Genomic DNA, 26358 nt, shown 5'->3' on the forward strand with positions numbered 1-26358 from the left:
AATTCCTTTTCTTAGCGCAGCTGCTTAATTTGATCACTAAATTCCATTTTTTCACCTCTCATTTAGAATCTTAGGTCGACTCTTTTTGTCAAACAAGAAAGCGTCGCTGGCATAGACGACAGCGACGCTTGACACTTTAGTTTTCTACTTTAAATTAATAAAAGCCAAAGCTCATCTGCTTTAAAGCTTTAACAAATCCAGATTTATTAAATTTTTTGCCTGTAGTCAAAGCTTCAAACTCTCCATCTTGATCTTTTAATTTTTGATCGGTACGATAGAAGCCATTACGCTCATAAAATTTGAGACGACTCACTCTCTGCTGATAATTTTTGGCAGTTGGCACAACCGGCTCAATATCAATCACAATTGCCTGGTCCGGATATTGCTTCTCCAAAAGAGATAATATTTTCGTACCATAGCCTTGACCTCGCAAATCCTTGTTGACGGCTAAGTAAGTCAAATAAACGGTTGAATCGCTAATGACATAATAGGCAATACCACAAAACTTGTCTTCATCATAAAGCACATTCTTGCCCGTAAACAGAATATGCTTTTTAACTAATTCTTCTTTTGGTTATAGTGGAAATTTAAAAACAGCGCAATAATCAATAAAATAGTTGAGCACAACATAATGTCTCGCAATCCAGTATAGAAAATATTGCGCATGATTGGCAGCAGTTCAATTGGCAAGTGAACCGCTGCCTTGGCATCACTCAACTTATTCATCATGCCCATCGTTACTTCATGATTCGTTGACACGCCTCTAGCTAAGGCTAAATTCATGATTATGCCATAAATCGCAGCCATAACCGTTTGAGCCAAAATTCTAATTAAATAGGACAAGGAAGTTGCAGGTGCCATATTTTCCTCACCCGCATCAACTTGAACCTTTACCTGCAATAAAACAAAGATAAAACCTACACCAAAGCCAGAAAAAGTAGCTAAAGCCGTAATTATCCAGAAGCTTGTATCGCTCGGTATTAGGACCATTGAGAGGCTAGAAATCAGCATGCAGATAATTGCCATGAAGATTAATGTTCGGTCGTTAAAGCGCTCTTTAAGCGGGTTAACGACCAAAGTACCAACTGTATCTGCGATTGAGTTGGGGATCAGAGTCATCCCACCGATTAAGGCTGTGGTTCCCAATAGCCCCTGTGCCCACATTGGCAGGTAAGTATTTACCGCTAAAAAGGCGCCCCAAGTAAAAGTAAAAAGAAGCAGATCGCCGACCAAAGCCCTATTTTTAAACATGCTAATTGGAATTACCGGATTCTTTTCATGAATTTCGTATTTGAAGAAGAAAATCAGAATGACAATTCCTAAAATAATCAAGCCAAGAATAATCGGCAGACTGGCAATCCCCAGCAACTGAATTCCTAGTAAAAATGATACTAAACCGCAAACTACCAAGAGTGAACCCAAAAGATCAAAGTGGGATTTTTCTCTAACTGCAGTATCTCGATAGTAGCAAACAGACAACAGTGCCGCAATTAAGCCAATTGGAATATTGATATAGAAAACCCAATGCCATGAAAAGGAGTCAACCAGATACCCGCCAACTAATGGACCAACAATTGCTGCAACACTGAAGCTGGCACCAATATAGCCCAAGATCTTCGTTCTCTTTTTAATATTGGTAAAAATCTGCCCCGCCATAATATACGGAATCGATCCCATACCACCGGCTCCGATTCCCATGACCGTCCGGGCAGCTAAAAAGAAATACATATTTTGAGCAAGTCCTTGAAAGAGTAAACCTAAGACAAATAAAAGCAGAGATAATTCAAAGGCAGCCTTATTGCCGATTTTTTCACCCACTTTGCTCCAAATCGGCGTTGAAACCGACATCCCGAGCAACATAAGTGCAATAATCCAACCCATAAATTTAATACCATGCAAATCAGCAATAATAGCCGGAATAGCCGTGTTGATTATCGTACTATCTAATCCAGCCATGACATTCGCCAAAATCATCGCATAAGTTACCATGGTAACCTGCTTCTTAGTCATAACCTTACCCTTTTCTAAAAAATGCCAAAAATAAAAAGATTGAGACATTTTTCTCAACCTCTTTATGCTCTATCAATAATTATGCTTGCTAATTCTAATTATGACAAGTATTTTTGGGAAGATTTCTTCCAGTTGTAATAAAAATTAAGCGCTGTGGCAATAAAAAGCAGAATGCAGGATACAAGCATGATTTCTTTAATTCCTGAATGAAAAATCACTCTCATTTCTGGAAGCAAATGCTGTGGCAATGTTTTTGCAGTTGTCGCGTCACTCAATTTGTTCATCGTGCTCATCGTAATATCTCGATGGTTGGCAATTCCGTGCTCAAGCGAAAGATTCATGATGACCCCATAAATCGCGGCCATCATTGTTTGTGCCAAGATTCTGATCAAATATGAAGTAGACGTTGCTGTTGGCATATCTTTCATTCCCGCATCAACCTGTACTTTAACTTGCAGTGCAACGAAAATAAAGCCAACTCCGATTCCGGAAAAGGCAGCTAAAACTGTTAACAGCCACAGAGGCGTCTGCAACGTTGCTAAAAACATCCCGCCTGAAGAAATCAGCATCGTGATAATCCCGATCATCACCAAGGTAAAAGTACGCACATGCTCTTGAATGGTTGCAACAGTCTGCGATGCGGTAATTTCTACAATTGAATTAGGTATCAGCGTCATCCCACCAGCTAGAGCCGACATTCCTAGCAATGCCTGGGCCCACATTGGCAAATAAGCATTGATGGCAATGTATGCTCCCCATGTAAAGGCAAAGAGCATGAAATCACCGTTTAGATCATGCTTTTTAAAAATTGTTAACGGAATAATTGGATTTTGTGCTCTTTTTTCTCTCTTAAAGAACGCAAAGGTCGCTGCAATACTAATCAAAATCAACAAGGCAACAATCCAGTTAGAAGTGATCCCCAACAATTGAATACCTAGCAAAAACAAAATTAGGCTGCTAACCAATAAACCAGCACCTGGCAAATCAAAGACTGGTGAAGTCTTAGGCGAAACCGGCTTATAAAAGATTAAACAAATCAGTAAAGCGATAACCCCAATTGGAATATTGATGTAGAAGACCCAGCGCCAAGATAAGGCATCAATCAAGTATCCGCCCACTAATGGGCCGAGAATTGCAGCACCGTTAAAACTAGCAGTCAGCAAGCCTAAAATTTGTGTCCTGCGTTTAATATTTTTAAAGACATAGCCAGCAATAATGTATGGCAGCGAACCCATACCGCCGCCACCAATTCCCATGATCATTCTTGATACCAAGAAGAAGTAGATATTTGGTGCAATGCCTTCAAGCGCCGAACCAAGAACAAACAACAACAAAGAAATTTGAAAGGCTGCTTTATTCGTAATTTTTTCGCCAATTTTGGTCCAGATTGGAATCGACACCGACATCCCTAACAAGTAAACGGCAACGATCCACCCCATGAATTGTATCCCATGCAAATTTGAGACGATTGCTGGAATAGCCGTGTTGGTTATAGTTCCATCTAGACCGGCCATCACATTTCCCAGCATCAGTGCGATGGTTACCATTTTGATCTGCTTTTGAGTCATTATTTGCCCCGCTTTTTGAAAAAAGAAAACACATGTATTACACATGTGTTTTAATGAATCATTTTTATTATAAGCTAAATTCTTCTTTTATCCTACTTGCTGTATACTTCTTTTTTCAAAACACCAATATAAAGCAAATTGCGGTAAAGACCATTATAATCCAAGCCATAGCCAACTAAAAATGCGTTTGGTGCCGTAAAGCCAAAATAATCAGCGTGAAAATCGACTACTCTGGTTTCTGGCTTGTCGAGCATGCAGCAAGTTTCGACGCTCTTAGCACCACGCTTTTTCATTAAATCGGACAAATACTTCAAGGTTCTGCCCGTATCAATAATATCTTCCATGAACAAAACCGGGCGTCCTTTAACATCTGACTTAATATCTTGAGTGACAGTAACCTTGCCAGTTGAACTAGTTCCAGCATAGCTTGAAGCTTTGATCGGATCAACGGTTAATTTAAAATCGAGGCGTTTAACCATGTCCGCAGCAAAAATCATTGCTCCGTTCATAACTGGGATAACGATTGGCTGTTGGTCCTTGTATTTCTTATCCAGTTGCTGAGCCAGCTCGTCCATTCTCTTATTTAATTGCTCTTGATTAAATAAAATTTTTTCAATATCGTTGTTCATTGTTTTTTTCCTCTCGATTAATTAATGATCAGATTTTACCACATAAATTGACTTTTTTCATAACTTTTAGATAAATTATTCATATTTTTACAGATTTATTAGAATAATATCCATTTAATTGTTCGTCTTTTTAAAAATAAAAAGGACATTATTAAGAGTGCTTTTAACGCTCAATTTGAACGAGTTTGCCTATCACGCTTTGTGGGACATCGCCTAAAGCCAGTCGGTTGGCACTGCTCACGAGTCTGGTCCGCTACCCTTGGTCTACCCTTATCATTACGCGACGTGGGTACTGTTTTAGGGCTTTCTCGTTAGAAAATTACGGCTGGGAAAGAACTCATACACTACTTTTGTACTCCCTGCAAGCCAACCAAATCTAAGCAAAAGCGCACACGTAACTTTCCTTATCATGCACCTAACAAATGGCAGCAATTCAAACAGTACAACCAACGTGACGTTGAAGTTGAAATGGAAATCACCCAGAAGCTCGAACGCTTTCCCGTTCCAAAAAATGAATGGGGAAACTACTGGATGGATCAGGATATCAATGATCGTGGTATTCGGATTGATCAACAACTGGTTAACAACGCCATCAGATGCCAGAAAAATTTCCACGATCAATACTTGCAAGTTTCGCAGAAACTAACTGGCCTAGCCAATCCCAACCCACCATTACAGTTGAAGGATTGGCTTCATCAACAGGGAGTAAAAACTAATTCGCTCTCGAAGGCTGCAGTAACTCAGCTTTTACATACTACTACTGGTACGGTCCATCAAGTTCTAAGTCTGCGTCAGCTGTTATCAAAATCTAGTGTAAAGAAGTATCAGGCAATGTAAAAAGCAATGTGCCAAGATGGTCGTGTCCATGGACTCCTGCAATTTTATGGTGCCAAATCGGACTGGCCGGTGGGCTGGGCACTTAGTACAAGTACAAAACCTTCCTCGAAATTCAATGCCTGACTTAGAGGACATCTACTGTGCATCCGCTAGTCAGATGTTCGGGGTTCCCGTTGTTAAGCATGGGTTAATGGTGGACTCCGGCAAAAGGGTAAGATTGCTGAGCTTGCACTAGGCTATGGTGGTTCCATCGGTGCACTCAAAGCGATGGGTGCCACTAAATTGGGTTTAACCGAGGAAGAATTACCCCCGTTAGTACAAATGTGGCGTAATGCCAGCCCTCATATAGTGCAGTTTTGGTGGGATATCGACAGAGCAGCAAAAGAATGCATTAAAACACATCTACCGCAAACCACTCACGGAATGAAGTTTATTTATCGTAGTGGCTGTATGTTCTTACGATTACGGTCAGGTCGCAACCTTTGCTACCCCCACAACCCAAGATTGGTACTAACCGTTTTGGTAGCGAATCAATTACCTTTATGGGTATTAACACTGTTAAAAAGTGGTCCCGTATTGAAACCTATGGGGCAAAGCTCGTTGAAAACATTGTCAAAGCAGCCAGTCGTGACTTGTTAGCTGAAGCAATGCGACGCTTAGAAGCTACTAGTAACTCTATTGTCATGCACATTCATGATTTCGCCGTGATTGATGCTCCAGCTGATCGTTCATTAGAAAAAATAGTCAAGATTATGACCGATGACTACAATCCACGTAAGGATCTGCAGCCGGGTGATCTCGACTACGAAAAGTTAAAACGTTCAATGAAAGAGTTCGGCTACGTTGATCCAATAATCTGGAACCAACAAACTGGTCACGTAGTCGGTGGACACCAGCGATTAAAGATTCTCCAGGATGAAGGAATCAAAGAAGCTGAGTGTGTAGTCGTCAACTTAGGCGAAGAGAAAGAAAAAGCGCTGAACATTGCGCTCAACAAGATCAGCGGTGATTGGGATAAGGATAAGTTAGCTTTGTTGATGACTGACTTGCTTGCTGCCGAAGATGATACTCATGACGACAATTTCGATGTGGGTAGCGAATTGAATAAGCCAACTTTCTCTAAGGTAGGCGATCTCTGGCACTTGGGACGACATGCCCTACTGTGCGGTGATGCCACGAAAAAAGAGAGTTATCAAAAGTTACTTGATGATCATCAAGTTAATCTTGTCCTTACCGATCTACCTTATAATGTCGATTATCAAGGCAAAGCCGGCAAGATTAAGAACGACCATCAAGATGATGATAAGTTTTACCAATTTTTACTAGCCGCTTTTCAAAATATGAATACTGCAATGGCTAATGATGCCAGCATCTATATTTTACATGCCGATACTGAGGAATTAAACTTTTGGCGAGCATTTCAAGATGCTGGTTTTTATTTATCTGGTTGTTGTATCTGGAAGAAATAATCCCTAGTCCTAGGACGTTCGCCCTATCAATGGCAACACGAACCAGTTCTTTATGGCTGGAAACAAACTGGCAAACACGAATGGTACACCGGTCGGAAAGAATCCACTATCTGGGAACTTGACCGGCCAAAGCAAAGTAAAGAACATCTGGTGGTTCTGGATCTACTCTCATTGCTTGCAAACAGATTGGCAAGGATGGCAATCTTTTATCCCTAGATGAGATTCCTGCTGGATTAGTAACACATCTTAAGCAACAGGTATTCACACCCAGCGAGACGGTCAAGTTGAACATAACATATCGCCGCAATGAGCTTACTTACCAAGATCTAGATAACCTACGCCATTTAATCTGGGCAAAAGGATAATTAATCAAAGACGCTTGCCAACTGAACTCGTTGCCTCTCACAATTGATGACCAACAAGTAACCTTCGATTGGTTCACCGAAGTTAACACCGATGACGCTCCAGCTTATCAACAATTGGTCGATAAGTTAGTGCGATACGCAAAGAGTCACCAGCGAATTATGTCAACGCGCCGTGATGAAAGTAATGAAAAATATGCTTTCCGCTGCTTTTTACTGCGTTTGGGTTTTATTGGTCCCCAATACAAGGCACAACGGAAAGTGCTACTCAAAAATTTAACTGGATCGGCTGCTTTTAAGAACCAGGAGACTTAGTCATGAACAGAATCAAAGATGAATTAGCCAAACGTGATCGTATTCGCCAACAGGTTTTACAAATTCGCAATACCGGTGAAGTAAATATGTTTGATGTCGAAAACGTAAAACGACTCGCTTACTACTATAATTGCCACGATCTGATCGACTATTTGACCACTGACCGTGCCGGGTACGTAAATTTGATATTAACTGGCAAGTTTAATTAATCATCAGCCAAGCATTGAGTTAATTCTCAGTGCTTTTTTAGTACAACTGAAAGGATGTGATGCCCTCTTGCGAAAACTAAAAGATTATAAACCCACTCAGTTCATGGCTAAGAATTCGGTCTACAACAAAGACGCTGCCGATTTTGCAGTTTCATTTATCGAATGCCTATGCCATACCAAGGGAACCTGGGCTGGTAAGCCTTTTGACCTCATCGACTGGCAAGAAAAAATTATTCGTGATGTCTTTGGAATCCTAAAACCAGATGGCTATCGTCAATTCAATACTGCCTATGCAGAAATCCCAAAGAAGCAAGGTAAATCAGAACTAGCTGCCGCCATCTCGTCGGCTCAAGTGAAAACAGGGCGCTCAACATTACGAAACGCTTGATCCCATTTTTAGCGGCCGCCTGCATCAGTTTCACCGCCCCGAAGGCATCCGTCTGTAGCAAGTCCGTGGCGCCCGATCCAGCGGTAAAGTAAATCACTCGTTAATTTAGTTTCAACGTGACCGGATGCACCGGCAATAAAGATCTTCATTTTAATTTCACCTACTCATCGCAAAGATTATTTCACTTACAAGTGTAGGTGCGATCCTATAATTACGGTATTACTTAATTGTAATACTGCTATACAGCGAACGCATGGCAGGCGGCTAATACATTCTTAAACAAATTGCCCCAGATACTAATCATTTTTCAGAGTGAAAGCACTTCACACAAATGATTCCACGGTATTTCGCACAAGCCATTGTGACTGCTGTGCAAAGGTGGTATTATTATTCCCAATAATACGAGGAGATGGTCTACATGTCACAAACAAACACATTATTCGTCATGATTGCTAGTATTCTGGTGTTACTGATGACGCCAGGGTTAGCATTTTTCTACGGTGGTCTAATCAATCACCGGCATGCCAATAATATGCTGCTCACTATTTTTATGATGTGTGGATTGGCCGTCATTCTGTGGATTACGGTCGGTTACTCCCTCTCGTTCTCCGGCAACCACTGGGGGATAATCGGCAACCTGCATAACATACTGATGATTAACGTCTCCATTAACGCAGTCACGAAAACCGGGATCCCGATCGGTGACTACGCCATGTTTTTTATGATGTTTGCAATCATTACCCCAGCAATCTTTTGTGGGTCGGTGGTTGGTCACGGACGGTTTCACTTCCTAATCATCTTCACGATCTGCTGGTCGATCTTCGTCTACTATCCGCTGGTCCACATGGTTTGGGCACCGCACGGCTTTCTCGCCAGCCTCGGGGCGGTTGACTTTGCCGGTGGCTTGGTCGTCCACGTCAATTCCGGGATCACCGCCTTGATCCTTTCCGCATGGGTCGGCCGCCGCAAGGAAGTTTACTCCCACCACAACAACCTTTCCTGGGTCCTAATCGGGACAGCGCTATTGTGGATCGGCTGGTATGGCTTTAACGCCGGATCCGCCTTGGCCGTGGATGATACCGCGGTTCAGGCCATGTTAACGACCACCATTGCCTGCTCAACGGCAATGGTTACCTGGATGCTGCTGGACCGCTACCGGTTGAACCACGTTACCCTTGCCGGTGTTTGCAACGGGGCAGTCACCGGGCTCGTCGCCATTACTCCCAGCGCCGGCTATGTTACACTAGGTGGTTCGATGATCATCGGCATGGTCGGGGCCATGATCAGCCAATCGTTTATTACCCAGGTTAAGCCACACTTAGCGATCGATGATGTTATTGACGCATTTGGCTGTCACGGAATCAGCGGCATCTGGGGAAGCATTGCGACCGGTATTTTTGCGAGTCACCAGATCAGTGACCAGGTACCCAACGGCCTACTATTCGGCGGTGGCTTCCACCTGTTAATCATTCAAACGGCGGTTACATTGTTAACGATCACCTTTATCACTATCATGGATATAATCCTGATCAAGACCCTGACGATTGCGCTCCCCGTCTCGATTGACAGCAGGAAAATTTGCCGCGGTTCAGAGTAAGAATGCATAGAAATAAGGCACTAGCGCCAAATTCATGAAGCTAGTGCCTTATCTTTATTTTACCGGCTTCTTCAATAAATCATTGAAGCCTTCCCCGCCGCCTGGGCCTGCTTTTCGGTTAAGCCCACCTGTGACAGTGGCGGCTCGATGAAGACGCTAGTCGGAACCACACCCCGGTTGGTCGTTTGGCGCGTCCCGTCACCAAAGAGTTCGTCCTTGATGATCCGAAAGTCGTCTAACGAAATGTAGGTAAACTGGGGGACCGCCCTTTACGTCGCCGATGGCCCAAACATTTGGAACGGTAGTATGAAGATGAGGATCAACCTTGATTGCGCCCTGGTCCGTCAACTGGATGTCGGTATTTTAGAGGCCCAGGTTTACGGTTCCATCCGCTGGATCCATGAAAAGCAAGACTTTGACACCACTAAGCAGCCTGAAAAGCCAAAGCAAGTTAAGAAGGCTACTCACCCTCGTCATGACTACGAAAAGAAACTTGATTATGATTTGAAGCAACGAATCGTCCTTGTCATTACTGGCGATCGGGAACATTCACAAGAATTAAAGACAGTGATTGACAAGCACCACGGTGTTTACCACGCCCTCGATGCTTCAATGGAAGACAAAGTATCGAGCAGCAAGATGAAGCGTGAAATCCGTGAAGCCGACTTTGTAGTTGTCTGCATCGATAAAATCCATCACCGAATTAGTCAACTTGCTAACCACCACGCTAAGCGGTACGACAAGCCATTAGCTATTGCTAACACTACAACCAATACTGCAGTTGAACGGGCAGTGGCGCGTGCTTTAAACGGTGATCCAGCCTACGCACAAACTAGCGAAGACATGGCTAATTACCAGGAAAAATAAAAAAATTCTAAAAAAGTTATTGACAACTATTAAAAAATAGTTAGAATAATAAACAACAATTTAATTATTCGATCGCAATGAGAAAGAAGAGTAAATTATCGATAGCCTTCAGCGAGTCTCGGTAGGTGGAAGGAGACAGGTTCAACTTTAATTGAAAATCACTTTCGAGCTTAAGTCTTAAGAGATAATAGTAAGACTTAATGGTAGCACCCATTATAGTGCTAGCGTATCGCCCATGTAGTCCCGGGCCGTACGTATAAGGTATTGTCAGCAATGATAATACGAAGATAGGGTGGTACCACGCTCGAGCGTCCCTTAACCAAAGTAATTTTGGTTAAGGGACTTTTTTGTTGGGATCAAAGCAATTATTTTATGCTTTTATATCCTAGGAGGGAATTATTTATGCAGGATTTAACAACAAAAAAGCTAACATTTAAGCAATATTTAGTTGTTGCATCATTACTATTCGGGTTATTCTTTGGTGCCGGGAACTTGATTTTCCCCTTACACCTTGGTCAACTAGCTGGTGCGAATTGGGACCCAGCTGCTTTAGGTTTCCTAGTTACAGGGGTTCTTCTCCCATTACTTTCCGTTTTCGCCATCGCTGTTACTCGTGCTGAAGGGGTTTACGATGTTGGTCGTCCACTCGGTGCAGTATTCGCCCTTGTCTTCATGGTTTTGATTCACGCAACCATCGGTCCATTATTTGGTACACCACGGACTGCTACTGTTTCATTCACCGTTGGGGTTGCGCCTTTCGTTCCTAAGGCCGCTCAAGGTTGGGCATTACTCCTTTTCTCAGCTGTCTTCTTCTGTTTAGCATTTGCCTTTTCTTACAAAGAAAACAGCATTCTTTCTAATGTTGGTAAGGTATTAAACCCTGTTTTCCTTGCCCTCTTGTTCTTAGTATTCGTTGTTGCATTTGCTAATCCTTTAGGTAATCCTGGTTCTGCTCCAGTAACGAGTGCCTACGTTCACAGTGCTGTTACAAATGGTTTCCTTGAAGGTTACAATACCATGGATGCCCTTGCTGGTTTAGCATTCGGGGTCACTGTTGTCACTGCTGTTAGAGGGATGGGCGTTCGCCGTCCTGGTGCTGTTTCTAAGGTTGTTGCTAAGTCAGGTGTCCTTGCAGAAAGTGCCATCGGTTTCATCTACCTTCTCCTAATCGTTTTAGGTGCAATGTCACTTGGTCGGTTCAAGGTTTCTGCTGATGGTGGGGTTGCCTTCAACCAATTAGTTAATGCCTACGCTGGTGTCTTTGGTCAAGTTGTTCTAGCATTCTTATTAACCGTTACTTGTTTAACTACTGCCGTTGGTTTAGTTGCTGCCTTTGCTCAAGACTTCCACAAGCACTTTCCAAAAGTTAGTTACCATACTTGGTTAGCACTTAGCTGTCTTGCTTCATTCTTGACTGCTAACTTCGGATTGGATCAAATCATCGCTTGGTCAACTCCGATGTTGATGTTCCTATACCCATTATCAATGGTTCTTATCCTCTTATCCGTAACATCTCCATTATTCAACCGTGACGGTGTAGTTTACTTCTTTGTGGTTCTCCTAACCGTTGTTCCAGCGTTTGGTGATATGGTTGTTGCCTTCCCTGCTGTTGTTAGTCAAAGTTCATTTGGCCTTTGGGTAGCCGGTGTACGGAAGATGATGCCACTTGCTTCAATGGGACTCTCATGGGTTGTCCCAGCACTTGTCGGTTTAGTAGTTGGTCTCCTCGTTCACTTCTTCCGTCGCAGCCAAGTTAATGTTCACCAAACTGAAGTTAACTAATTTCCAATACAATTGATTTTAGCCAAATAGAAAAAGCGCCTGAAATGCATTGTTGATTGCACTTCAGGCGCTTTTTGATCACAAACTGAAACTTGAAAGCACGAAAATAGCCCGGAGCTCTGATGAGCTCTGGGCTTTTCGTACCTAAATTAGTTTTACAACACTCTTGAAATGATATTTTGTACGTTTGATGGGATGGTGTGCATGAATTGGTCAATTTTATCTTCGATAAACTCATTACCAGAGCATTTAAGAACGGAAATTAGGTATACCAATGCGCAAATGAACGTAATATCAGGTAATTAATTCGTGAAGGAATAGAACAAATCGCCTAATGTTCTATCGTCGGTATTCAATCTTTCTTGCCATGCCAACAAGATATATGCTAGCTCTGTTATTGCAATGTAACATTTGTAAAAATACTAATAAAAATTGTTAATCCTTTTATTTTTAGGCTCTTTGTCAATCGGTAAGGATGAAGAGAATTTGGAGAACTAGACTAAGCCACCTTGTCTATTGGTCTAGTTCTCCTTTTTTGTAATTCACGAATCATGAGATTAGAAGTCTTCAACGAAATGAGAATCCTAATCCGAAAATGGAAGAAGTTGCGATAGCCATATGCGGTCCGTTTGATTATCTTGATTTTATTATTAGTGCCTTCGATCGGCCCGTTGGTTAGTCGGGTGTAAAAGCTTGCAATAATCTCCTGGCGGTGCTTGGTTAGTGTTCGCTTAACTCGTCTAATAACGTTTTGTAGATTATTCCGCTTAATTAACTGATCTAACAAAGTCTAACTACTAACGATGACCAGCAGACAGCTTTTAAAGAGTACGAAAGTGCCAAGGCTTATGAAAAACTGTGCGCTTGAATTATTTAGGGTTGCATACAGCGAATTAAAGTGTTATAGTTAGTTAAATTGACATGTACGGAAGTTATAAGTATCATTCATCTTTGCTATCTATTATCTTCTTAGATGTTAATTCAATTTGGTTACTTTGGTTTGATTCCTAGGAGGATATATATATATGCAAAATGGTACTGTAAAATGGTTTAATGCTGATAGGGGCTTTGGGTTTATCACTGGTTCAGATGGTAAAGATGTATTCGTACACTTTTCATCAATTAAAACTAACGGTTTTAAGAGTCTTGAGGAAGGGCAAAAAGTTAGTTACGATGTTGAACAAGAAGATCGAGGACCTCAAGCGACTAATGTTGTTCCACAATAATTTGTCTAATATTATGAAGAACTGCTTTTGATGGAGCAGTTCTTTTTTATGGCTCTTCGTCAAGAAGTACTGATAGAAAAATTTGAATAACTTTTCAAACAGCTTGTGTCTGAGATTGGACATTAGCTGTTCTTTTATTCTTCCAGTTGATGGCAAAGTATGAGTTAGGAAGGGCAAGCAGGATTCGAGCCCGAAAATTAAAGAAGTTACGAAAGCCATAAGCAGTTCGTTTAACGTACAATACCCCTTTTACGAAGCCAAACTACACGGCCTTGATGAAATCAACAAATTAGTCGAATTGCACAAGTATGGCGTAGTTGACTTTGATAAACAATTGGTTCGTCGCTTGGTAGAAAAAATCACCATCTTCCAACGCTACATGGAGTTCACGTTCAAAGATGGTGAAGTAATTAGAGTTAATATGTGAAATTTATGGTGTACGGCACTCAGCTATTTTAGCTTTTTTAGAAGTTGATCCACAGCAGCCTTGATTTGAACCTGAGCAATATCAAACACTTGAATATTCTTGAAATCTTCCTGCCCTAAGATTAACGGCAATTCGGTACAACCCAAGACTACACCATCAAGGTGATCTTTTTGAACCATCTTATTGATAATTGTCATTAACTGCTGCTTAGTCTCATTCTTAACAATACCGTTTTCGAGTTCGTCTACAATTTTTTGATGAATTATGGATTGATTATTTTCACTGGGACGGCAAACTTCAATTTCGGCCTCTCAAAATGGTTTGATGAAAAAGTCATTTTGCATTGCAAATTTGGTGCCTAGTAAAGCCAATAGTTGAAGGTGCAACTGTTGGGCAGCCGCTACCGCTGTCTCGACAATGCTTAACAATGGCAAATCAGTGCGCGCTTGAATCTGATCAAATAATAGATGGGGCGTATTGCCACACATCAATCAAAAGTCACACCCGGCTTTCAATAAATTATTGGCCGCAGCTCCTACATAACCGTCGACTTTATCAGTCGCGATCCGCTCCTGATACCGCTTAATGATTGCCGAATAATAATTCATTGTTGCTTCTGGGCCTATACCACCGATAATGCCTAGTTTCTGCATCTGGATCATCCCCTAATTATTTAGAATTATTTGAATTCTTCTTTGCAGGTCTGGAATTACCTGCTCCTCGAACCATGGATTTTTTGCCTCCCAAATTTTATTTCGTGGTGACGGATGAACGCTTGGAAAATAGTCTGGCAGGTATTGCTGATAATTCCTGACAATATCAGTCAACCGATCTTTATATCCTAGGTGAAGGTAGCTTCTCGTCGCATAAGCGCCCACTAAAATGGTTAACTGAATATCAGGCATTAATTTCAATAGCTGTGGATGCCAATTTTGAGCAAATCCTTTACGCGGTGGGAGATCACCAGACTTGCCTTTTCCGGGATAATAAAAATCCATTGGTAAAATTGCAATCATTCCAGAATTATAGAAAACGTCTCTCGAAACCCCTAACCAGATCCGAAGACGATCACCACTAGGATCATCCCAGAATTTCATTTTTTCTTGGGCAATTCGTCCTGGTGCTTGACCAATGATATTTATTCTGGCAGATGAAGAAGCATAGTAAAGTGGCTTGATCCCTTGCTTTGTAAAAGATTCGTTATCAGGATCTGCTTGAATTTCTTGAAAAATTTTTTGAAATTCACTTTGCATATAATATGACCCGCCTTTCTCTTATTTTCTAAACTGATATAACGTGTATATTATCAACTAAGCAATAATTGCCTAATTAAACTAATTTTCTAATAATTCAATTCGACGTAATTGACGTTTCAGTTGACCTTGCTTTTCTAATAAAGCAAATTTACGAGACAGGGTCTCAGGTGTTGTTCCAAGGTATAAGGCTAAGTCCTTCATTTTTAAGGGTAAGGTAAAATTATTTTTACCAATTTCATCTGCATATGTTTGTAAATACTTTAATAACCGGTCTTCAACCTTCGGCAAAGCCAACAAATGAATTTGTTTTTGCATTTCCGAAACTTTAACAATATTTAGTTCCAATAATCGAATACTTAATTCTGGTTGTTTATGCATCAGCTTCAGTAGATCCTGCCGTTTTAATAAACAAATTTCACTGTGTTCCGTAGCCTCGACGTAATTATTGACATTTTTTTGACCAAAAAGCCAATTCTCACCAATATAATCACCTGTATGCAAGATTTGCAAAACATTCTCATAGCCGTCTTCATCTAAGGTGTACTGCTTAGCGTTACCATCAGCGACAATTACTAAATTATCATTTATCGTTGGATCAATTATCACTTCACCCTTTTCATAGTTTTTATGCTGAACTAATTTTTCGATTTGCATCTTCTCATCCTGAGGTAAAGCATTAAATAGTGGTACTAAGTTAACACATAAATCAGCCATTAAATTCATCGTCCTTTAATTAAAAGTCATCATCGTCGTCTTCGACATACAATCCTTCTTTTAGTTCATGACCTAAGAAGTCTTGAGTTACCCGAATTTGCTCCTTAATCCAAGCCATTAAATTAGTTAAATTAGCAGATAATTCTAGCCAACTTTCATTGTTAGCTAAGGCAATTGCCTTAGTAATGAAGAGCGTTTGCGTATCAAAATCTTTTACCAAGGCAAACAATTGCTTATCACCTGCTAAATATTTACTACTACCATCTTCTTCTAGCATAGTATATTCCTTAAATTGAGCTGTAATTGTTGGAATACTTTCACCATTATTAACCAATAAGTGACTCAATTGGTCAAATTCCTGACGTTCATAAGCAATCCAATCAGCAGCTTTTTCGGCTAAAAAAAGACTAGCAGATCCTTTAGCAAATAAGTTAGCTTGGTTAATCTTTAAAGAATGGATTAACAAGTTAGAAATAATGTGACCAGTCATGGCAGCTGCAGTTGGCTGATGGTGATCAAGGTCGCTTTGCTTCAATTCCGCCTGGTATTTTTCTTCTGCATTCATCAGTTAAGCTCCTTTTCCTTAATTCCTTGTACTTCATAACCCATTTTTTCAATAGCTGTCTTGACGTCAACAGCTTTAGTCTTATCAGGATCCAACGTAAATTTTAGCTTTCCTGCATTGAATAAAACTTTGATTTGGTCGGTTCCATCCAAACTACCAACCGCCCTTTCAATTTTGCTTAAGCATGAAGGACAGGTCATGCCAGATAATTTCATCATTACTTTTTCCATGATTAAATTCCCCTTCCTTATTAATTTACATATCTAATGATACTTTGTTTTGTTGATTATAAACTTGATGATCGTCAATTTTGTTGAAATTTGATTAATCTCATCCCGTTCAAGATAACAATTAAGATGCTAAATTCATGAATAAACATCCCACTTGCCATTTCAACATAACCCGCAAACAAACCGATGAACAACAATAAGACTGTCAGTAAAGCCATCACGATATTTTCATTCATGTTCAAAATTGTCTTCTTGGATAATCCAAGGGCATAAGCGATCTTTCGCAAGTCATTTTTAACTAAAACTATGTCTGAAACTTCAATGGCAACATCCGCTCCACTACCAACGGCAATTGCAACATTAGCATTAGCTAAGGCCGGACTATCATTGATCCCATCACCAATAAAAGCAATATGGTGTCCCTTAGCTCTTTCTTTTTTAACAAAAGCAGCCTTGTCTTGTGGCAACATTTGACCATGAACTTCATCGATTGGCAACTTCGCCGCAATTCGTTCAGCAGTTTCTTGATTGTCTCCAGAAAGCATCACTAGCTTCTTAACCCCTAATTCTTTTAAGTGGGTTAAGGCATCATTAGCTTCTGAGCGCAATTGGTCTTTAATGCCAAAAACAGCTAATTGACTTTGGTCCTCATTGGCAAAAGTGACAATTGAATTACCTAATTGACTCAAATGATCAATTGTTTCACCCAATTTTGCATTGGCACGAGTATTTTCAACAATTAATTTTTGATTACCTAAATAATATTTTTGATTATTTAAAGTGGCGATGATTCCCTTACCCTTAACAGTTTCCACTTTAATTGAAGCTGGCTTTTGTTTATTTAATTTGGCAATTGCCTGAGCTAAGGGGTGGTTACTTTGACGCTCAATTTGAGCAGCTAATTTAATAATTTCATCTTTGGGCCCATTTAATACCTCAATTGCACTAACTTCTGGATGTCCAACAGTCAAAGTGCCGGTTTTATCAAAAGCAATTTCATCAATCCGATGAGTTTGGTCCATCACTTGCGACCCTTTAAACATAATGCCATTTTTAGCACCATTACCGATACCAGCAACTGTAGATACTGGCACACCAATAACTAAAGCACCTGGGCAACCCAGCACCATAACTGTAATAGCCAGCCTAAGGTCTTTAGTAATTAAACCTACAACGATTGCAATTATAAGTACGGCGGGAGTGTAATATTTGGAAAACCGGTTAATTAACTTTTCTGTATGTGACTTTGTATCTTGTGCTTCTTCAACTATTTCGATAATTTTACCGAAAGTCGTATCTTCACCGACTGCGGTAGTTTCGACAGTCAATGTACCGTTTTCAAGGATAGTTCCTGCATATACTTCATTACCGGCTTTTTTATTAACTAATTTAGATTCACCGTTAACACTGGCTTCATTAAGATAACCAGAACCTGAAATAACCTTGCCATCGACTGGAACCTGATCACCAGTTTTAACTAAAATCTTCTCACCAGGATCAATGAAATCGACGTCTTCTTTCTCAGTTGAGCCATCATCTTGAACAACTAACGCAGTCTGTGGTGCCATTTTGGTTAAATCAGCGACGGCTGACCGCGTTTTCTTTAGGGTTAATTCTTCCAGTACATCTCCTAACATGAATAGCCAAGTAACAATGGCTGCTTCATTAAATTCACCAATAATGAAGGCACCGATTACCGCCAGCGATACTAAAACATCAATAGAAATTAATTTAACCCTTAAAGATGAAATAGCCGTCAAAACAATTGGAAGCACTCCGACAATCCCCACGATAAGCATTAAAGCCTGGTATGGTAAATTCATGTGCAATAGCCATTTAGATCCTTCAGCAAGCAACAGCAAAATAGTATTAACAAGCAAAAGCTGCTTTTTGTACCTCATAAAAAATTGTTGTAACTTAATCATTTTTCACCTCTTCCTTTCTTGACACTACACATTATAGGTAAAAAACAATTTAGGTGACTTGACTGTTATCAAGATACTAGTGTCTTTTTATATTTATCTTTTAAGCAAAAAATCACAGTTTTATTGTGTAAATTTCGTTTAATAAAAGAGAGAATATACAAAAAAGACTAGAAACCATGCAAAAAGCATAGACTCTGGCTTTCAAATTTCAGTTCTATAAAAATTAATGTGCCAATTTAATCTCTCCAGCAGCAATTGGCAAAGTTGTATGTGCATCATAACTCATAACATTACCAGCAACGCTAGATGGCAATTTAAGATCCGCTGGTACGCCGTGAACATAAACTACTCGTTTGTCTAATTGAAGATCGTCACTACCAAATGCTTGCTTAAATTTTGCTTGTAAATCTTTTAATGGGACATCCTTATCATATTCATAATGACCGTATTTATCTGCAACCGGGTAGCCATCATGGGGAATGTTCATTTCTTGTGGTGCATCATCAAAAGGAACCATCGTTGTCCCAGATACTGCCTCTGTTTCAGGTAAATCAATAAAGCCATCATGATTCACGTCCTGCATTAGCGTCGGAACATGAGCTTGTTTCCCATCTGGAAATCTATGGAAATGTTCCCAATGTTCAATATTGGCAGGCTTATCAAACATTTCCACATGAATATGAAGACTATTACCATTTTCACTGAATGTTGCTATTCATGCGCCTGTGTTTCAATTTTATCCGCATTTATTGGTTTAATTTTTGCAATATAGTCAACCATATTTCTCATCCTTCCATTTGATTATTGCGATATAAATCTAGCATAAAAGCATTTTACAAAATTGATTAGAATCAATAAATTAAATCTTTGATTATAAATATCTTTAATAATTAACATCCATCATCTTATCGTCATGTCAACCATTACTGCTTCTCTCATCAACTTAACCAACTCAACTCCCCAAAACGGACACTTATCTACACAACCTAAAAATCCAGCACGTTGTCCACTTGATCCTCTAGCTCAACAAGCAAAAAGTGTACTAATTCCAATCACCAAAAGAGGAATTAGTACACTTTTCATCTATCACAAACACCGTCACACCGGCGTTTGTGAGCTATTCTTCTGTGCGTTCAAGGACCGTAACAGATTCCACATGCGGAGTCTGCGGGAACATATCTACCGGACTTATTTCATCAAAATGATAGCCCTTTTCTTGGAGCAACTGCAGATCACGGATTTGTGTGGCAGGATTGCATGAAATATAGACAATCCTCTTCGGCTTAGTAGCGGCAGCCGCATTAATAAATTCAGGCGTTAATCCTTTTCGTGGCGGATCAACAAAAATCACGTCTGTCTTAAGTCCTTCACTAGCCCAGCGTGGCATTACATCTTCTGCCTTGCCAGTGACATATTGGGCATTTTCAATGCCATTCAATTTTGCATTGGCATTAGCATCTTCTACCGCTTCACGAATCGTTTCCATTCCACGAACCGCCTTAACATGCTTAGCTACGCTTAAGCCAATAGTTCCGATACCAGAATAAGCATCGACAACAACGTCATTTGCCTTTAAATCTGCCTTTTTAATTGCCAAATCATATAAACGCGGCGTCTGTAAAGAATTGATTTGGAAGAAGCTCTTTGGTGAAATCCGGAATTCAACATCCCCGATTTTATCAATCAAATGATCTTCGCCCAAAACAACATAGTCATTTCTGCCCAAAATTACATTCGTCTTCTTGGGATTGTAGTTCAAAATGACGCTGCTTATTTCTGGAATTTGACTGATTTCAGCGGCTACTTTTGGCAATTGTGGAAAATCTTTATGCAGGCAAACCAGAATCACCATTAGTTTGCCATTAGCCTTGCTGCGTCGAACATCTAGGTAACGCACTTCACCTTTGTGATGAATTTCATCGTAAGCCGGAACTTCATATTTCCGCAAAATATCACGTGTAGCAACTAAAACGCGATCAATTTCAGGATCAGTTGTAAAGAAATTGGTCAGAGGAACCAGATCATGAGAATGCCGTCTGAAGAAGCCAATTTCAAGCTGACCATTAACTTCTCTAACTGGTACTTGTGCCTTATTGCGGTAGCCGGTTTGTTCAGGACTAGGCAAAGTTTCATTAACTTTAACTCCGTCTAAGTGAGCCTTCTTAAGCAGATTAACAACTTGATTGCGTTTAAATTCAAGCTGCTTATCGTACTTAATATGCGCTAAAGAGGCCAAACCAGTTTGTACCCACTGATTCAATTTGACATTGATTCGATCAGGACTTTCTTTAAGAATCTTTTCAATTTTGGCAAAAGCAAAACGCTTTTTAACTTTCAAAATTTTTGCCTTAACCGTTTCGCCTGGCAAAGCATTATTTACAAAAACGGTTAAGCCCTCATAATGAGCCACTCCCATGGCTTCATAAGAAAGGTCAGTAATTTCTAGTTCAACAATTTGATTTTTTTCCATTTGACTCGCTCAATTCCTTCACAAAACTTTTACCGATAAAATGCTGTTAAAGCCTATCTAAAAATTTATTTGCTTCATCTCGAGAATGAAAAACAAACTGATTTTTATTCGGAAAACGATTAAGAGTAGCCCGCAGCTTGGGTAACTTATCGGTCTTAAAAGTTTGGATATAATTCATAAATTCAGGATCCTCTTTTTCTTCGATCCAAGGCATATCAGGACGTTTCTTGCCTATTCTGGCTCGCACGCCGTTTAAACAAACTTCAGTTGGATAATCTAACAAAAGATGGTATCACATCGCAATAAGCGCATCGGTAAAGAAAAACTATAATTGCCATCCATAATCCAAGTTGGTTTTTGCAATTCTTTAGCTAGACGTTGATTAAAAACATCTCTTGAAACAGTTGTTTTATCGCTATTCCATAGCAAGCGATCAAGATAGCAGATCGGCAAGGCAGTTTTCTGATTTAGTTTTCGACTAAAAGTGCTTTTGCCACTACCCGGACAGCCTAATACCAGGACTCTTTTCATCATATCACCCCTAAATCGTTCTATTACTAGTATAACTTATTTTTATTTTCGAATTGAGTGCGAAAGAAAATTATTTTGATGAGAAGTATTGACAGCTTTTTTTAATCTTGCTATCATAATGCACAACAATAAATAAACAAGTAGTTGCTTCGTTCAGCGTTCAGAGAACTGGTGGTAGGTGCAAACCAGACAGGCGAAATTAGCGAAATACATCGTAAAGCGAGTCGTTCGGAAATATTCAGAGCCGTTATCATCTGATAGAGTTTGAGGCCTATTCCTTAAAATATGGGTGGTACCGCGGTTGTTTAATCGTCCCGTTGACATTATTGTCAGCGGGATTTTTTGTTTGGAGGGAAAAATATGAAAAAGAAGGTTTCTTTTAGTGAATCAATTATCATCCTTGTAATCTTGCTTTTAATCCTGGGAACTGCCGTTATCAAATTTGGGCTTTCCCCAGAAGTACCAGTTTTATTCACAGTCTTGCTATTAACTTTTTGGGCCAAAATTCGCGGCTTTTCTTGGCAAGATATTCAAAACGGAATTAAAGAAGGGATTAGCGTTGCGATTATCCCTATCTTTATCTTTATTTTAATCGGAGCTTTGATCGGGCTTTGGATTCAAGCCGGAATTATTCCATCAATCATGGTTTTAGGTTTCCATTTGATTAACGGCGAATTCTTCCTGCCATCAGTCTTTGTGGTTTGCTCCATCGTTGGGGTCGCAATCGGAAGTGGCTTTACCACTATTTCAACGGTTGGAATTGCCCTCTTTGGTATTGGTGCCAGCATGAATGCCAATCCTGCTTTGGTAGCTGGTGCAATTATTTCCGGTGCGGTCTTTAGCGATAAAATGTCACCCCTTTCTGATTCAACCAACCTTTCATCAGCAGTCGCTGAAAGTGAATTGTTTGCTCACATTAAGAATATGATGTGGTCCACTATTCCATCTTTCGTTGTTTCCTTCATTCTCTTCTGGATTCTAGGCAGCAGTGGTCAAATGGACTTAACTAAGATTGAACGTACATCCAGCATCTTGCAGCAACACTTTGTAATTAGTTGGTGGGCAATTGTACCAATTATCTTAATGCTGATCTGTGCTTGGAGAAAAATCCCTGCAATTCCTACTTTATTTATTAATATTGCAGCCACTGTAATTATGATTTTTATCATTAATCCTCATTTTTCAATTACAGCGCTAAATAATTTAATTATGAACGGCTTTGTTGCTAAAACAAGCGACAGCTCCGTCAACAGTCTATTAACCCGTGGTGGTATTTCCAGCATGATGGGCACTGTAGCTTTGATTATCTCAACTCTTTCTTTGGGCGGAATGCTGATGAAGTTCAACATCGTTCAAAGTGCGATGGAACCTCTTGTTAAGCATTTGAAGAAACCTGGTCGTTTAATCACAGTTACTATTCTTTCTGGTATCTGCATCAATCTTTTCGTTGGTGAACAATACTTGTCTGTAATTTTGCCAGGACGTGCTTTCAAATCTGCCTACGATAAAATTGGTCTTGCGCCTTTAGCTTTAAGTCGTGTGCTTGAAGACGGTGGTAGTGTAATCAACTACTTGATTCCTTGGGGTGTTGCTGGTTCATTTGCCGCTTCAACCTTGGGCGTACCAGTTTTAGCATTCTTGCCATTTACCTTCTTCAGTTTACTGTCACCAGTTTTCTCCATTATCAGTGGTGTAACTGGAATCGGCTTAAAGTGGTCAAAGAAGCCTACTAAATAATAATTAAATTTTAAGATTATCCTTTAATCCTTTCTATTTTTGTGATAGCTTATTAATGAGTATCTCTATAATAGAAAGGATCTTTTTATGGATAACTTTTCAAGCAATCCTGGACGTCGTCAAGTTCAGGACATCTCAGCTGTTAATAGTTTTTTGACTAAAACTTACAGCATTATGGCTTTAGCTGTTTTAGTCTCAGCTTTAACTGCATTTTTATCAACTACCGTATTTAAGGCGGCCTTTGTCGCACTTTTCAGCAACAAAGCTTCCGCATGGATTATTTTGTTCTTGCCTTTGATTCTTAGTTTTGCAATCAGCTTTAGAGCAATACGCAATCCAGTTGCAAGTTTTGTAATGCTGATGATCATGGCTGTAGCCTACGGTTTGACTTTTGCGATCATCTGCGCCGCTTACACTGATGCTACAGTTGCAACTGCCTTTGTATCAGCCGCTGCAGTCTTTATCACAATGGCAGTTTACGGTACGGTCACTAAACGTGACTTGGACAACATCGGCTCTTATGGCACCGCTGCTTTGATTGGTTTCATCGTAGCAACTATTGTTAACATATTCCTCAGAAACCCAATGATCACTTACATTTTCGCCTACATCGGTGTTTTGATCTTTGTTGGTTTAACTGCTTGGAATGCTCAACAAATGAAGACAATTTACGCTAAGTATGCTGATCAAACCAATTCTTTAGGTTTGGCTACTGCTGGAGCTTTGCAACTATACCTTGATTTCGTGAACTTATTCATGTTCTTCCTTCAAATCTTTGGTATGGGCGGCGACCGTCGTTAATCAGCTTTAATTTAAGCAAAAAAAATAAGTCTAGTTTTTCAACTAGGCTTATTTTTTTAACTCTTAGCAACCAACATAAAATTCAATGTGCTGCTTTAAGTTATCAAAGCTTACTGGACAATAGCCGCCAATTTCTCCATCAAGGTTAACCGGCAAATCTTTTCCTTCACTCTTGCCAATTAATTCAGCTTTAAGACTTCTGGTCTTAGTGTAGATAATATTCGGATCATCTACATGCTTGCCATTTAACGCAAGGGCCATCAATTTCAGCAAATTGCCAGGATCTGATGGCTTGACAACGATTAATTGGAATAAACCATCACTTAGCTGTGCATCTGGCATAATTTGTTCAAAACCACCAATTGAATTGGTCATTCCAAGCAAGAACATTGATAATTTACCTTCATAAACTCCATCATCATAAGTTAAGCGCATTTCATTTTCGGTTAAATGTGGCAGCATTTCTGCCCCTTTAATCAAATATGCAGCGTAACCTAAAGCTGATTTAATCTCATAAGGAACACCATAGGTTAACTCGGTTAAAGAACCACTAGCGGCAATATTGACAAAGTATTGCGTTTTTTTGTTAAAACATGCCTTGCCAATGTCCATTTTGCGCGTTTTATTTTTCAAAATGATCTTAGCAGCATCCGGGATATTATCACGCGGAATGCCCAGTGCTCGAGCGTAGTCATTAGTAGTGCCGGCCGGAATAATTGCCATCTTTGGTCTATCTTCCAAAAAAGCGATTCCGTTTACTACTTCATTAATTGTACCGTCGCCACCAGCAGCCACAATCAGGTCAAAACCTTCTTTGGCAGCACGTGTAGCTTCATTTTGGGCACTCATTTTTTCTGGCGTGGTTCTAAAAGCACTAGCTTCATAACCAGCCTGTTCGAGAACATCCAAAATATCGGCCACATTTTTTGGCATTTGCTCGCGACCGGAGACAGGATTATAAATTAATCTTGCTTTACTAGTCATAATTACTACCTTTTTTTCTAGAATTAAATTAACGACTTGCTAATTCTTTGTTCAAAAGCTTGTTAACAACCTTTGGGTTAGCCTTACCACGAGTTTGCTTCATGATCTGACCAACTAAGAATCCAATTGCACGGTCCTTACCATTCTTGAAGTCTTCAACAGATTGTGGGTTATCATCAACAACCTTCTTAACCATTGGTTCCAAAACCGAAAGGTCTGATAATTGAACCATGCCTTTTTCTTCAACATACTTCTTAGGATCAGTACCGTTCTTAACAGTTTCAGCAAAGACTTTCTTGGCAATCTTGGATGAAATAGTACCATCTTTGATCAATTTGATCATTGCTGCCAAGTTTTCTGGCGTCAACTTAATATCAGCCAAAGTTACGCGGTTATCATTCAAATAACCGTTAACTTGCGTGTTCATCCAGTTTGCAGCCATAGTTGGATCTGCGCCAGCAGCTACAGCAGCATCGAAGAAGTCTGAGCTTTCCTTGGTTTGAAGCAAAACGTGAGCATCATAAGGCTTAATGCCAAACTTGTTAACGTAGTCATCGTAGCGTTCAAAGGCTGACTTAGGCAATTCTTTAGCGATTTCGTCAATCCAGTCTTGACTAATATGATCAGGAGCAATATCAGGTTCTGGGAAGTAACGGTAATCAGAAGCACCTTCCTTAACACGTTCCAAAACAGTCTTGCCTGTTGCTTCATCAAAACGACGAGTTGAAAGTTGAACGTGACCACCTGACAGAAGAACTTGTTCTTGACGCTTTTCTTCGTATGCAAGAGAACGACGAACGTGATCAAATGAGTTCAAGTTCTTCATTTCGACCTTGGTACCAAGTTCCTTTTGTCCAGCTGGACGAATAGAAATGTTGGTGTCGACACGCATTGAACCTTCTTCCATCTTAACGTCAGATGCACCAGTAAACTGGACAATCTTACGTAATTTTTTAAGGTATGCATATGCTTCATCTGGATCAGTCATGTCTGGTTCAGAAACAACTTCAAGAAGTGGAACACCTTGACGGTTCAAGTCGACATATGAAAATCCATTAGTACCGTGAGTGATCTTACCGGCATCCTCTTCGATGTGCATTTCGTGAATACCGATCCGCTTCTTCTTTCCGTGAACTTCTACGTCAATGTAGCCGTCACGAGCAAGTGGTTGGAAGAACTGAGTAATCTGGTAAGCCTTTGGGTTATCTGGGTAGAAGTAGTTCTTACGGTCAAAGTGAGTAGTTGGCAAAATGTGAGCGTGAGTTGCCAATGCTACCATAATTCCTAACCGGTAAACATTCTTGTTAACCATTGGTAAGACACCAGGCATAGCCCAATCGATAACGTTAGTTTCGGTGTTAGGCTTGGCACCATAAGTTACTGGTGAAGGTGAGAAAATCTTACTCTTGGTCTTTAATTCGAAGTGGACTTCTAGTCCGATAGTCGATTTAAAATTCAT

General features: G+C 40.1%; 22 protein-coding genes, 11 pseudogenes and 1 other annotated feature. Of the genes and pseudogenes, 12 read left to right on the forward strand and 21 right to left on the reverse strand.

Translation table 11 applies throughout. From position 1 onward, the window contains the following. Nucleotides 1-154: 154 nt before the first annotated feature. The 4 genes from HMPREF0493_RS07475 to hpt all read right to left on the reverse strand — a co-directional run bounded on the left by HMPREF0493_RS07475 (nt 155) and on the right by hpt (nt 4207). Nucleotides 155-547 carry a GNAT family N-acetyltransferase gene (locus HMPREF0493_RS07475; protein WP_040457421.1) on the reverse strand — a complete coding sequence of 131 codons (393 nt, stop codon included), beginning with the start codon at nt 545-547 and terminating at the stop codon, nt 155-157. A gap of 11 nt (nt 548-558) precedes the next feature. Then, nucleotides 559-2010 (reverse strand): MFS transporter, encoded by a 1452-nt coding sequence (locus tag HMPREF0493_RS07480; RefSeq protein ID WP_040457448.1) that lies wholly within the window; start codon nt 2008-2010, stop codon nt 559-561. 98 nt (nt 2011-2108) lie between these two features. Further along, complete coding sequence (locus HMPREF0493_RS07485; RefSeq protein WP_040457423.1) at nt 2109-3578, reverse strand: MFS transporter; 1470 nt, start codon at nt 3576-3578, stop codon at nt 2109-2111. A gap of 92 nt (nt 3579-3670) precedes the next feature. After that, a complete protein-coding gene (gene hpt / locus HMPREF0493_RS07490) occupies nt 3671-4207 on the reverse strand; it encodes a hypoxanthine phosphoribosyltransferase (protein WP_006352727.1) in 537 nt (178 codons plus the stop codon). Nucleotides 4208-4354: 147 nt separating this feature from the next. On the opposite strand from hpt, the pseudogene HMPREF0493_RS09385 reads away from it, so the two are divergent. From HMPREF0493_RS09385 to HMPREF0493_RS07515, 5 genes and pseudogenes are all read left to right on the forward strand, one after another. Beyond that, nucleotides 4355-5422 (forward strand): annotated as a pseudogene (locus tag HMPREF0493_RS09385) (DNA polymerase family A protein); the annotation flags it as partial. Between the two features lie 374 nt (nt 5423-5796). Beyond that, nucleotides 5797-6878: pseudogene (locus HMPREF0493_RS08790) on the forward strand (site-specific DNA-methyltransferase). Between the two features lie 30 nt (nt 6879-6908). Continuing rightward, the gene (locus tag HMPREF0493_RS08870; protein ID WP_006352731.1) at nt 6909-7190 is read left to right on the forward strand and encodes a hypothetical protein; all 282 of its coding nucleotides are present in this window, start codon (nt 6909-6911) and stop codon (nt 7188-7190) included. Between the two features lie 2 nt (nt 7191-7192). Continuing rightward, entirely contained in the window at nt 7193-7399 is a 207-nt protein-coding gene (locus HMPREF0493_RS07510) for a DUF5049 domain-containing protein (protein ID WP_006352732.1), read from the forward strand. Between the two features lie 67 nt (nt 7400-7466). Further along, nucleotides 7467-7742: pseudogene (locus HMPREF0493_RS07515) on the forward strand (terminase large subunit); the annotation flags it as partial. On the opposite strand, the pseudogene HMPREF0493_RS09120 reads toward HMPREF0493_RS07515, so the two are convergent. Continuing rightward, a pseudogene (locus HMPREF0493_RS09120) lies at nt 7729-7884 on the reverse strand (NAD-dependent dehydratase); the annotation flags it as partial. The pseudogenes HMPREF0493_RS07515 and HMPREF0493_RS09120 sit on opposite strands and share 14 nt — an antisense overlap. 321 nt (nt 7885-8205) lie before the next feature. Here HMPREF0493_RS09120 and HMPREF0493_RS07520 point away from each other — a divergent pair. Beyond that, the gene (locus HMPREF0493_RS07520; RefSeq protein ID WP_006352735.1) at nt 8206-9384 is read left to right on the forward strand and encodes an ammonium transporter; all 1179 of its coding nucleotides are present in this window, start codon (nt 8206-8208) and stop codon (nt 9382-9384) included. Between the two features lie 92 nt (nt 9385-9476). Here HMPREF0493_RS07520 and HMPREF0493_RS08795 read toward each other — a convergent pair. Beyond that, nucleotides 9477-9747 (reverse strand): annotated as a pseudogene (locus tag HMPREF0493_RS08795) (FAD-dependent oxidoreductase); the annotation flags it as partial. A gap of 18 nt (nt 9748-9765) precedes the next feature. On the opposite strand from HMPREF0493_RS08795, the pseudogene HMPREF0493_RS09125 reads away from it, so the two are divergent. Together HMPREF0493_RS09125 and brnQ are read left to right on the forward strand one after the other, a co-directional pair. Continuing rightward, nucleotides 9766-10251, forward strand: a pseudogene (locus HMPREF0493_RS09125) (DUF2325 domain-containing protein); the annotation flags it as partial. A gap of 68 nt (nt 10252-10319) precedes the next feature. After that, nucleotides 10320-10570 (forward strand) — a binding site (T-box leader). Nucleotides 10571-10653: 83 nt separating this feature from the next. Beyond that, nucleotides 10654-12033 (forward strand): branched-chain amino acid transport system II carrier protein, encoded by a 1380-nt coding sequence (gene brnQ / locus HMPREF0493_RS07530; RefSeq protein WP_040457426.1) that lies wholly within the window; start codon nt 10654-10656, stop codon nt 12031-12033. A gap of 499 nt (nt 12034-12532) precedes the next feature. Here brnQ and HMPREF0493_RS08480 read toward each other — a convergent pair. After that, nucleotides 12533-12820 (reverse strand): annotated as a pseudogene (locus HMPREF0493_RS08480) (transposase); the annotation flags it as partial. Nucleotides 12821-13058: 238 nt separating this feature from the next. Between HMPREF0493_RS08480 and HMPREF0493_RS07535 the strand changes: the two are divergent. Continuing rightward, the gene (locus HMPREF0493_RS07535) at nt 13059-13259 is read left to right on the forward strand and encodes a cold-shock protein (RefSeq protein ID WP_006352739.1); all 201 of its coding nucleotides are present in this window, start codon (nt 13059-13061) and stop codon (nt 13257-13259) included. A 94-nt stretch (nt 13260-13353) separates the two neighbouring features. Here HMPREF0493_RS07535 and HMPREF0493_RS09290 read toward each other — a convergent pair. Continuing rightward, a pseudogene (locus HMPREF0493_RS09290) lies at nt 13354-13494 on the reverse strand (ISL3 family transposase); the annotation flags it as partial. A gap of 18 nt (nt 13495-13512) precedes the next feature. Between HMPREF0493_RS09290 and HMPREF0493_RS09225 the strand changes: the two are divergent. Next, a pseudogene (locus HMPREF0493_RS09225) lies at nt 13513-13686 on the forward strand (recombinase); the annotation flags it as partial. 23 nt (nt 13687-13709) lie between these two features. Here HMPREF0493_RS09225 and HMPREF0493_RS08490 read toward each other — a convergent pair. The 11 genes and pseudogenes from HMPREF0493_RS08490 to HMPREF0493_RS09140 all read right to left on the reverse strand — a co-directional run bounded on the left by HMPREF0493_RS08490 (nt 13710) and on the right by HMPREF0493_RS09140 (nt 21380). Beyond that, nucleotides 13710-14174 (reverse strand): annotated as a pseudogene (locus tag HMPREF0493_RS08490) (aspartate/glutamate racemase family protein). A 3-nt stretch (nt 14175-14177) separates the two neighbouring features. After that, entirely contained in the window at nt 14178-14339 is a 162-nt protein-coding gene (locus HMPREF0493_RS09130; RefSeq protein WP_155800043.1) for a hypothetical protein, read from the reverse strand. 12 nt (nt 14340-14351) lie between these two features. Next, the gene (locus HMPREF0493_RS07550; protein WP_006352743.1) at nt 14352-14939 is read right to left on the reverse strand and encodes a uracil-DNA glycosylase family protein; all 588 of its coding nucleotides are present in this window, start codon (nt 14937-14939) and stop codon (nt 14352-14354) included. An 81-nt stretch (nt 14940-15020) separates the two neighbouring features. Further along, nucleotides 15021-15656, reverse strand: a complete 636-nt coding sequence (locus HMPREF0493_RS07555) for a Crp/Fnr family transcriptional regulator (protein ID WP_040457430.1) — start codon at nt 15654-15656, stop codon at nt 15021-15023. A 19-nt stretch (nt 15657-15675) separates the two neighbouring features. Beyond that, nucleotides 15676-16221, reverse strand: coding sequence for a hypothetical protein (locus HMPREF0493_RS07560; protein WP_004893552.1), 546 nt, complete (start codon nt 16219-16221; stop codon nt 15676-15678). Continuing rightward, nucleotides 16221-16451 carry a heavy-metal-associated domain-containing protein gene (locus HMPREF0493_RS07565; RefSeq protein WP_006352745.1) on the reverse strand — a complete coding sequence of 77 codons (231 nt, stop codon included), beginning with the start codon at nt 16449-16451 and terminating at the stop codon, nt 16221-16223. Before HMPREF0493_RS07565 ends, HMPREF0493_RS07560 begins: the two co-directional genes overlap by 1 nt. A 74-nt stretch (nt 16452-16525) precedes the next feature. Continuing rightward, the gene (locus tag HMPREF0493_RS07570; protein WP_006352746.1) at nt 16526-18376 is read right to left on the reverse strand and encodes a heavy metal translocating P-type ATPase; all 1851 of its coding nucleotides are present in this window, start codon (nt 18374-18376) and stop codon (nt 16526-16528) included. 223 nt (nt 18377-18599) lie between these two features. Beyond that, nucleotides 18600-19156: pseudogene (locus HMPREF0493_RS07575) on the reverse strand (hypothetical protein). Nucleotides 19157-19493: 337 nt separating this feature from the next. Further along, nucleotides 19494-20846, reverse strand: coding sequence for a 23S rRNA (uracil(1939)-C(5))-methyltransferase RlmD (gene rlmD, locus HMPREF0493_RS07580; protein ID WP_006352748.1), 1353 nt, complete (start codon nt 20844-20846; stop codon nt 19494-19496). Between the two features lie 46 nt (nt 20847-20892). Then, on the reverse strand, nt 20893-21129 hold the full coding sequence (locus HMPREF0493_RS09135) for a P-loop NTPase family protein (protein ID WP_006352749.1): 237 nt from the start codon (nt 21127-21129) through the stop codon (nt 20893-20895). Beyond that, nucleotides 21123-21380: a P-loop NTPase family protein gene (locus HMPREF0493_RS09140; protein WP_006352750.1), complete on the reverse strand. Its 258-nt coding sequence runs from the start codon at nt 21378-21380 to the stop codon at nt 21123-21125. Before HMPREF0493_RS09140 ends, HMPREF0493_RS09135 begins: the two co-directional genes overlap by 7 nt. 357 nt (nt 21381-21737) lie before the next feature. Between HMPREF0493_RS09140 and nhaC the strand changes: the two genes are divergently transcribed. Then, the gene (nhaC, locus tag HMPREF0493_RS07590; protein WP_006352751.1) at nt 21738-23114 is read left to right on the forward strand and encodes a Na+/H+ antiporter NhaC; all 1377 of its coding nucleotides are present in this window, start codon (nt 21738-21740) and stop codon (nt 23112-23114) included. A gap of 87 nt (nt 23115-23201) precedes the next feature. Next, nucleotides 23202-23915, forward strand: a complete 714-nt coding sequence (locus HMPREF0493_RS07595; protein WP_006352752.1) for a Bax inhibitor-1/YccA family protein — start codon at nt 23202-23204, stop codon at nt 23913-23915. Nucleotides 23916-23978: 63 nt separating this feature from the next. Here the strand turns inward: HMPREF0493_RS07595 and HMPREF0493_RS07600 are convergent, their stop codons facing one another. Together HMPREF0493_RS07600 and gatB are read right to left on the reverse strand one after the other, a co-directional pair. Further along, nucleotides 23979-24899, reverse strand: coding sequence for a diacylglycerol kinase family lipid kinase (locus tag HMPREF0493_RS07600; RefSeq protein WP_006352753.1), 921 nt, complete (start codon nt 24897-24899; stop codon nt 23979-23981). 28 nt (nt 24900-24927) lie between these two features. Beyond that, complete coding sequence (gatB, locus tag HMPREF0493_RS07605) at nt 24928-26358, reverse strand: Asp-tRNA(Asn)/Glu-tRNA(Gln) amidotransferase subunit GatB (RefSeq protein ID WP_006352754.1); 1431 nt, start codon at nt 26356-26358, stop codon at nt 24928-24930.

The sequence above is a fragment of the Lactobacillus amylolyticus DSM 11664 genome (assembly GCF_000178475.1).
GTDB lineage: Bacteria > Bacillota > Bacilli > Lactobacillales > Lactobacillaceae > Lactobacillus > Lactobacillus amylolyticus.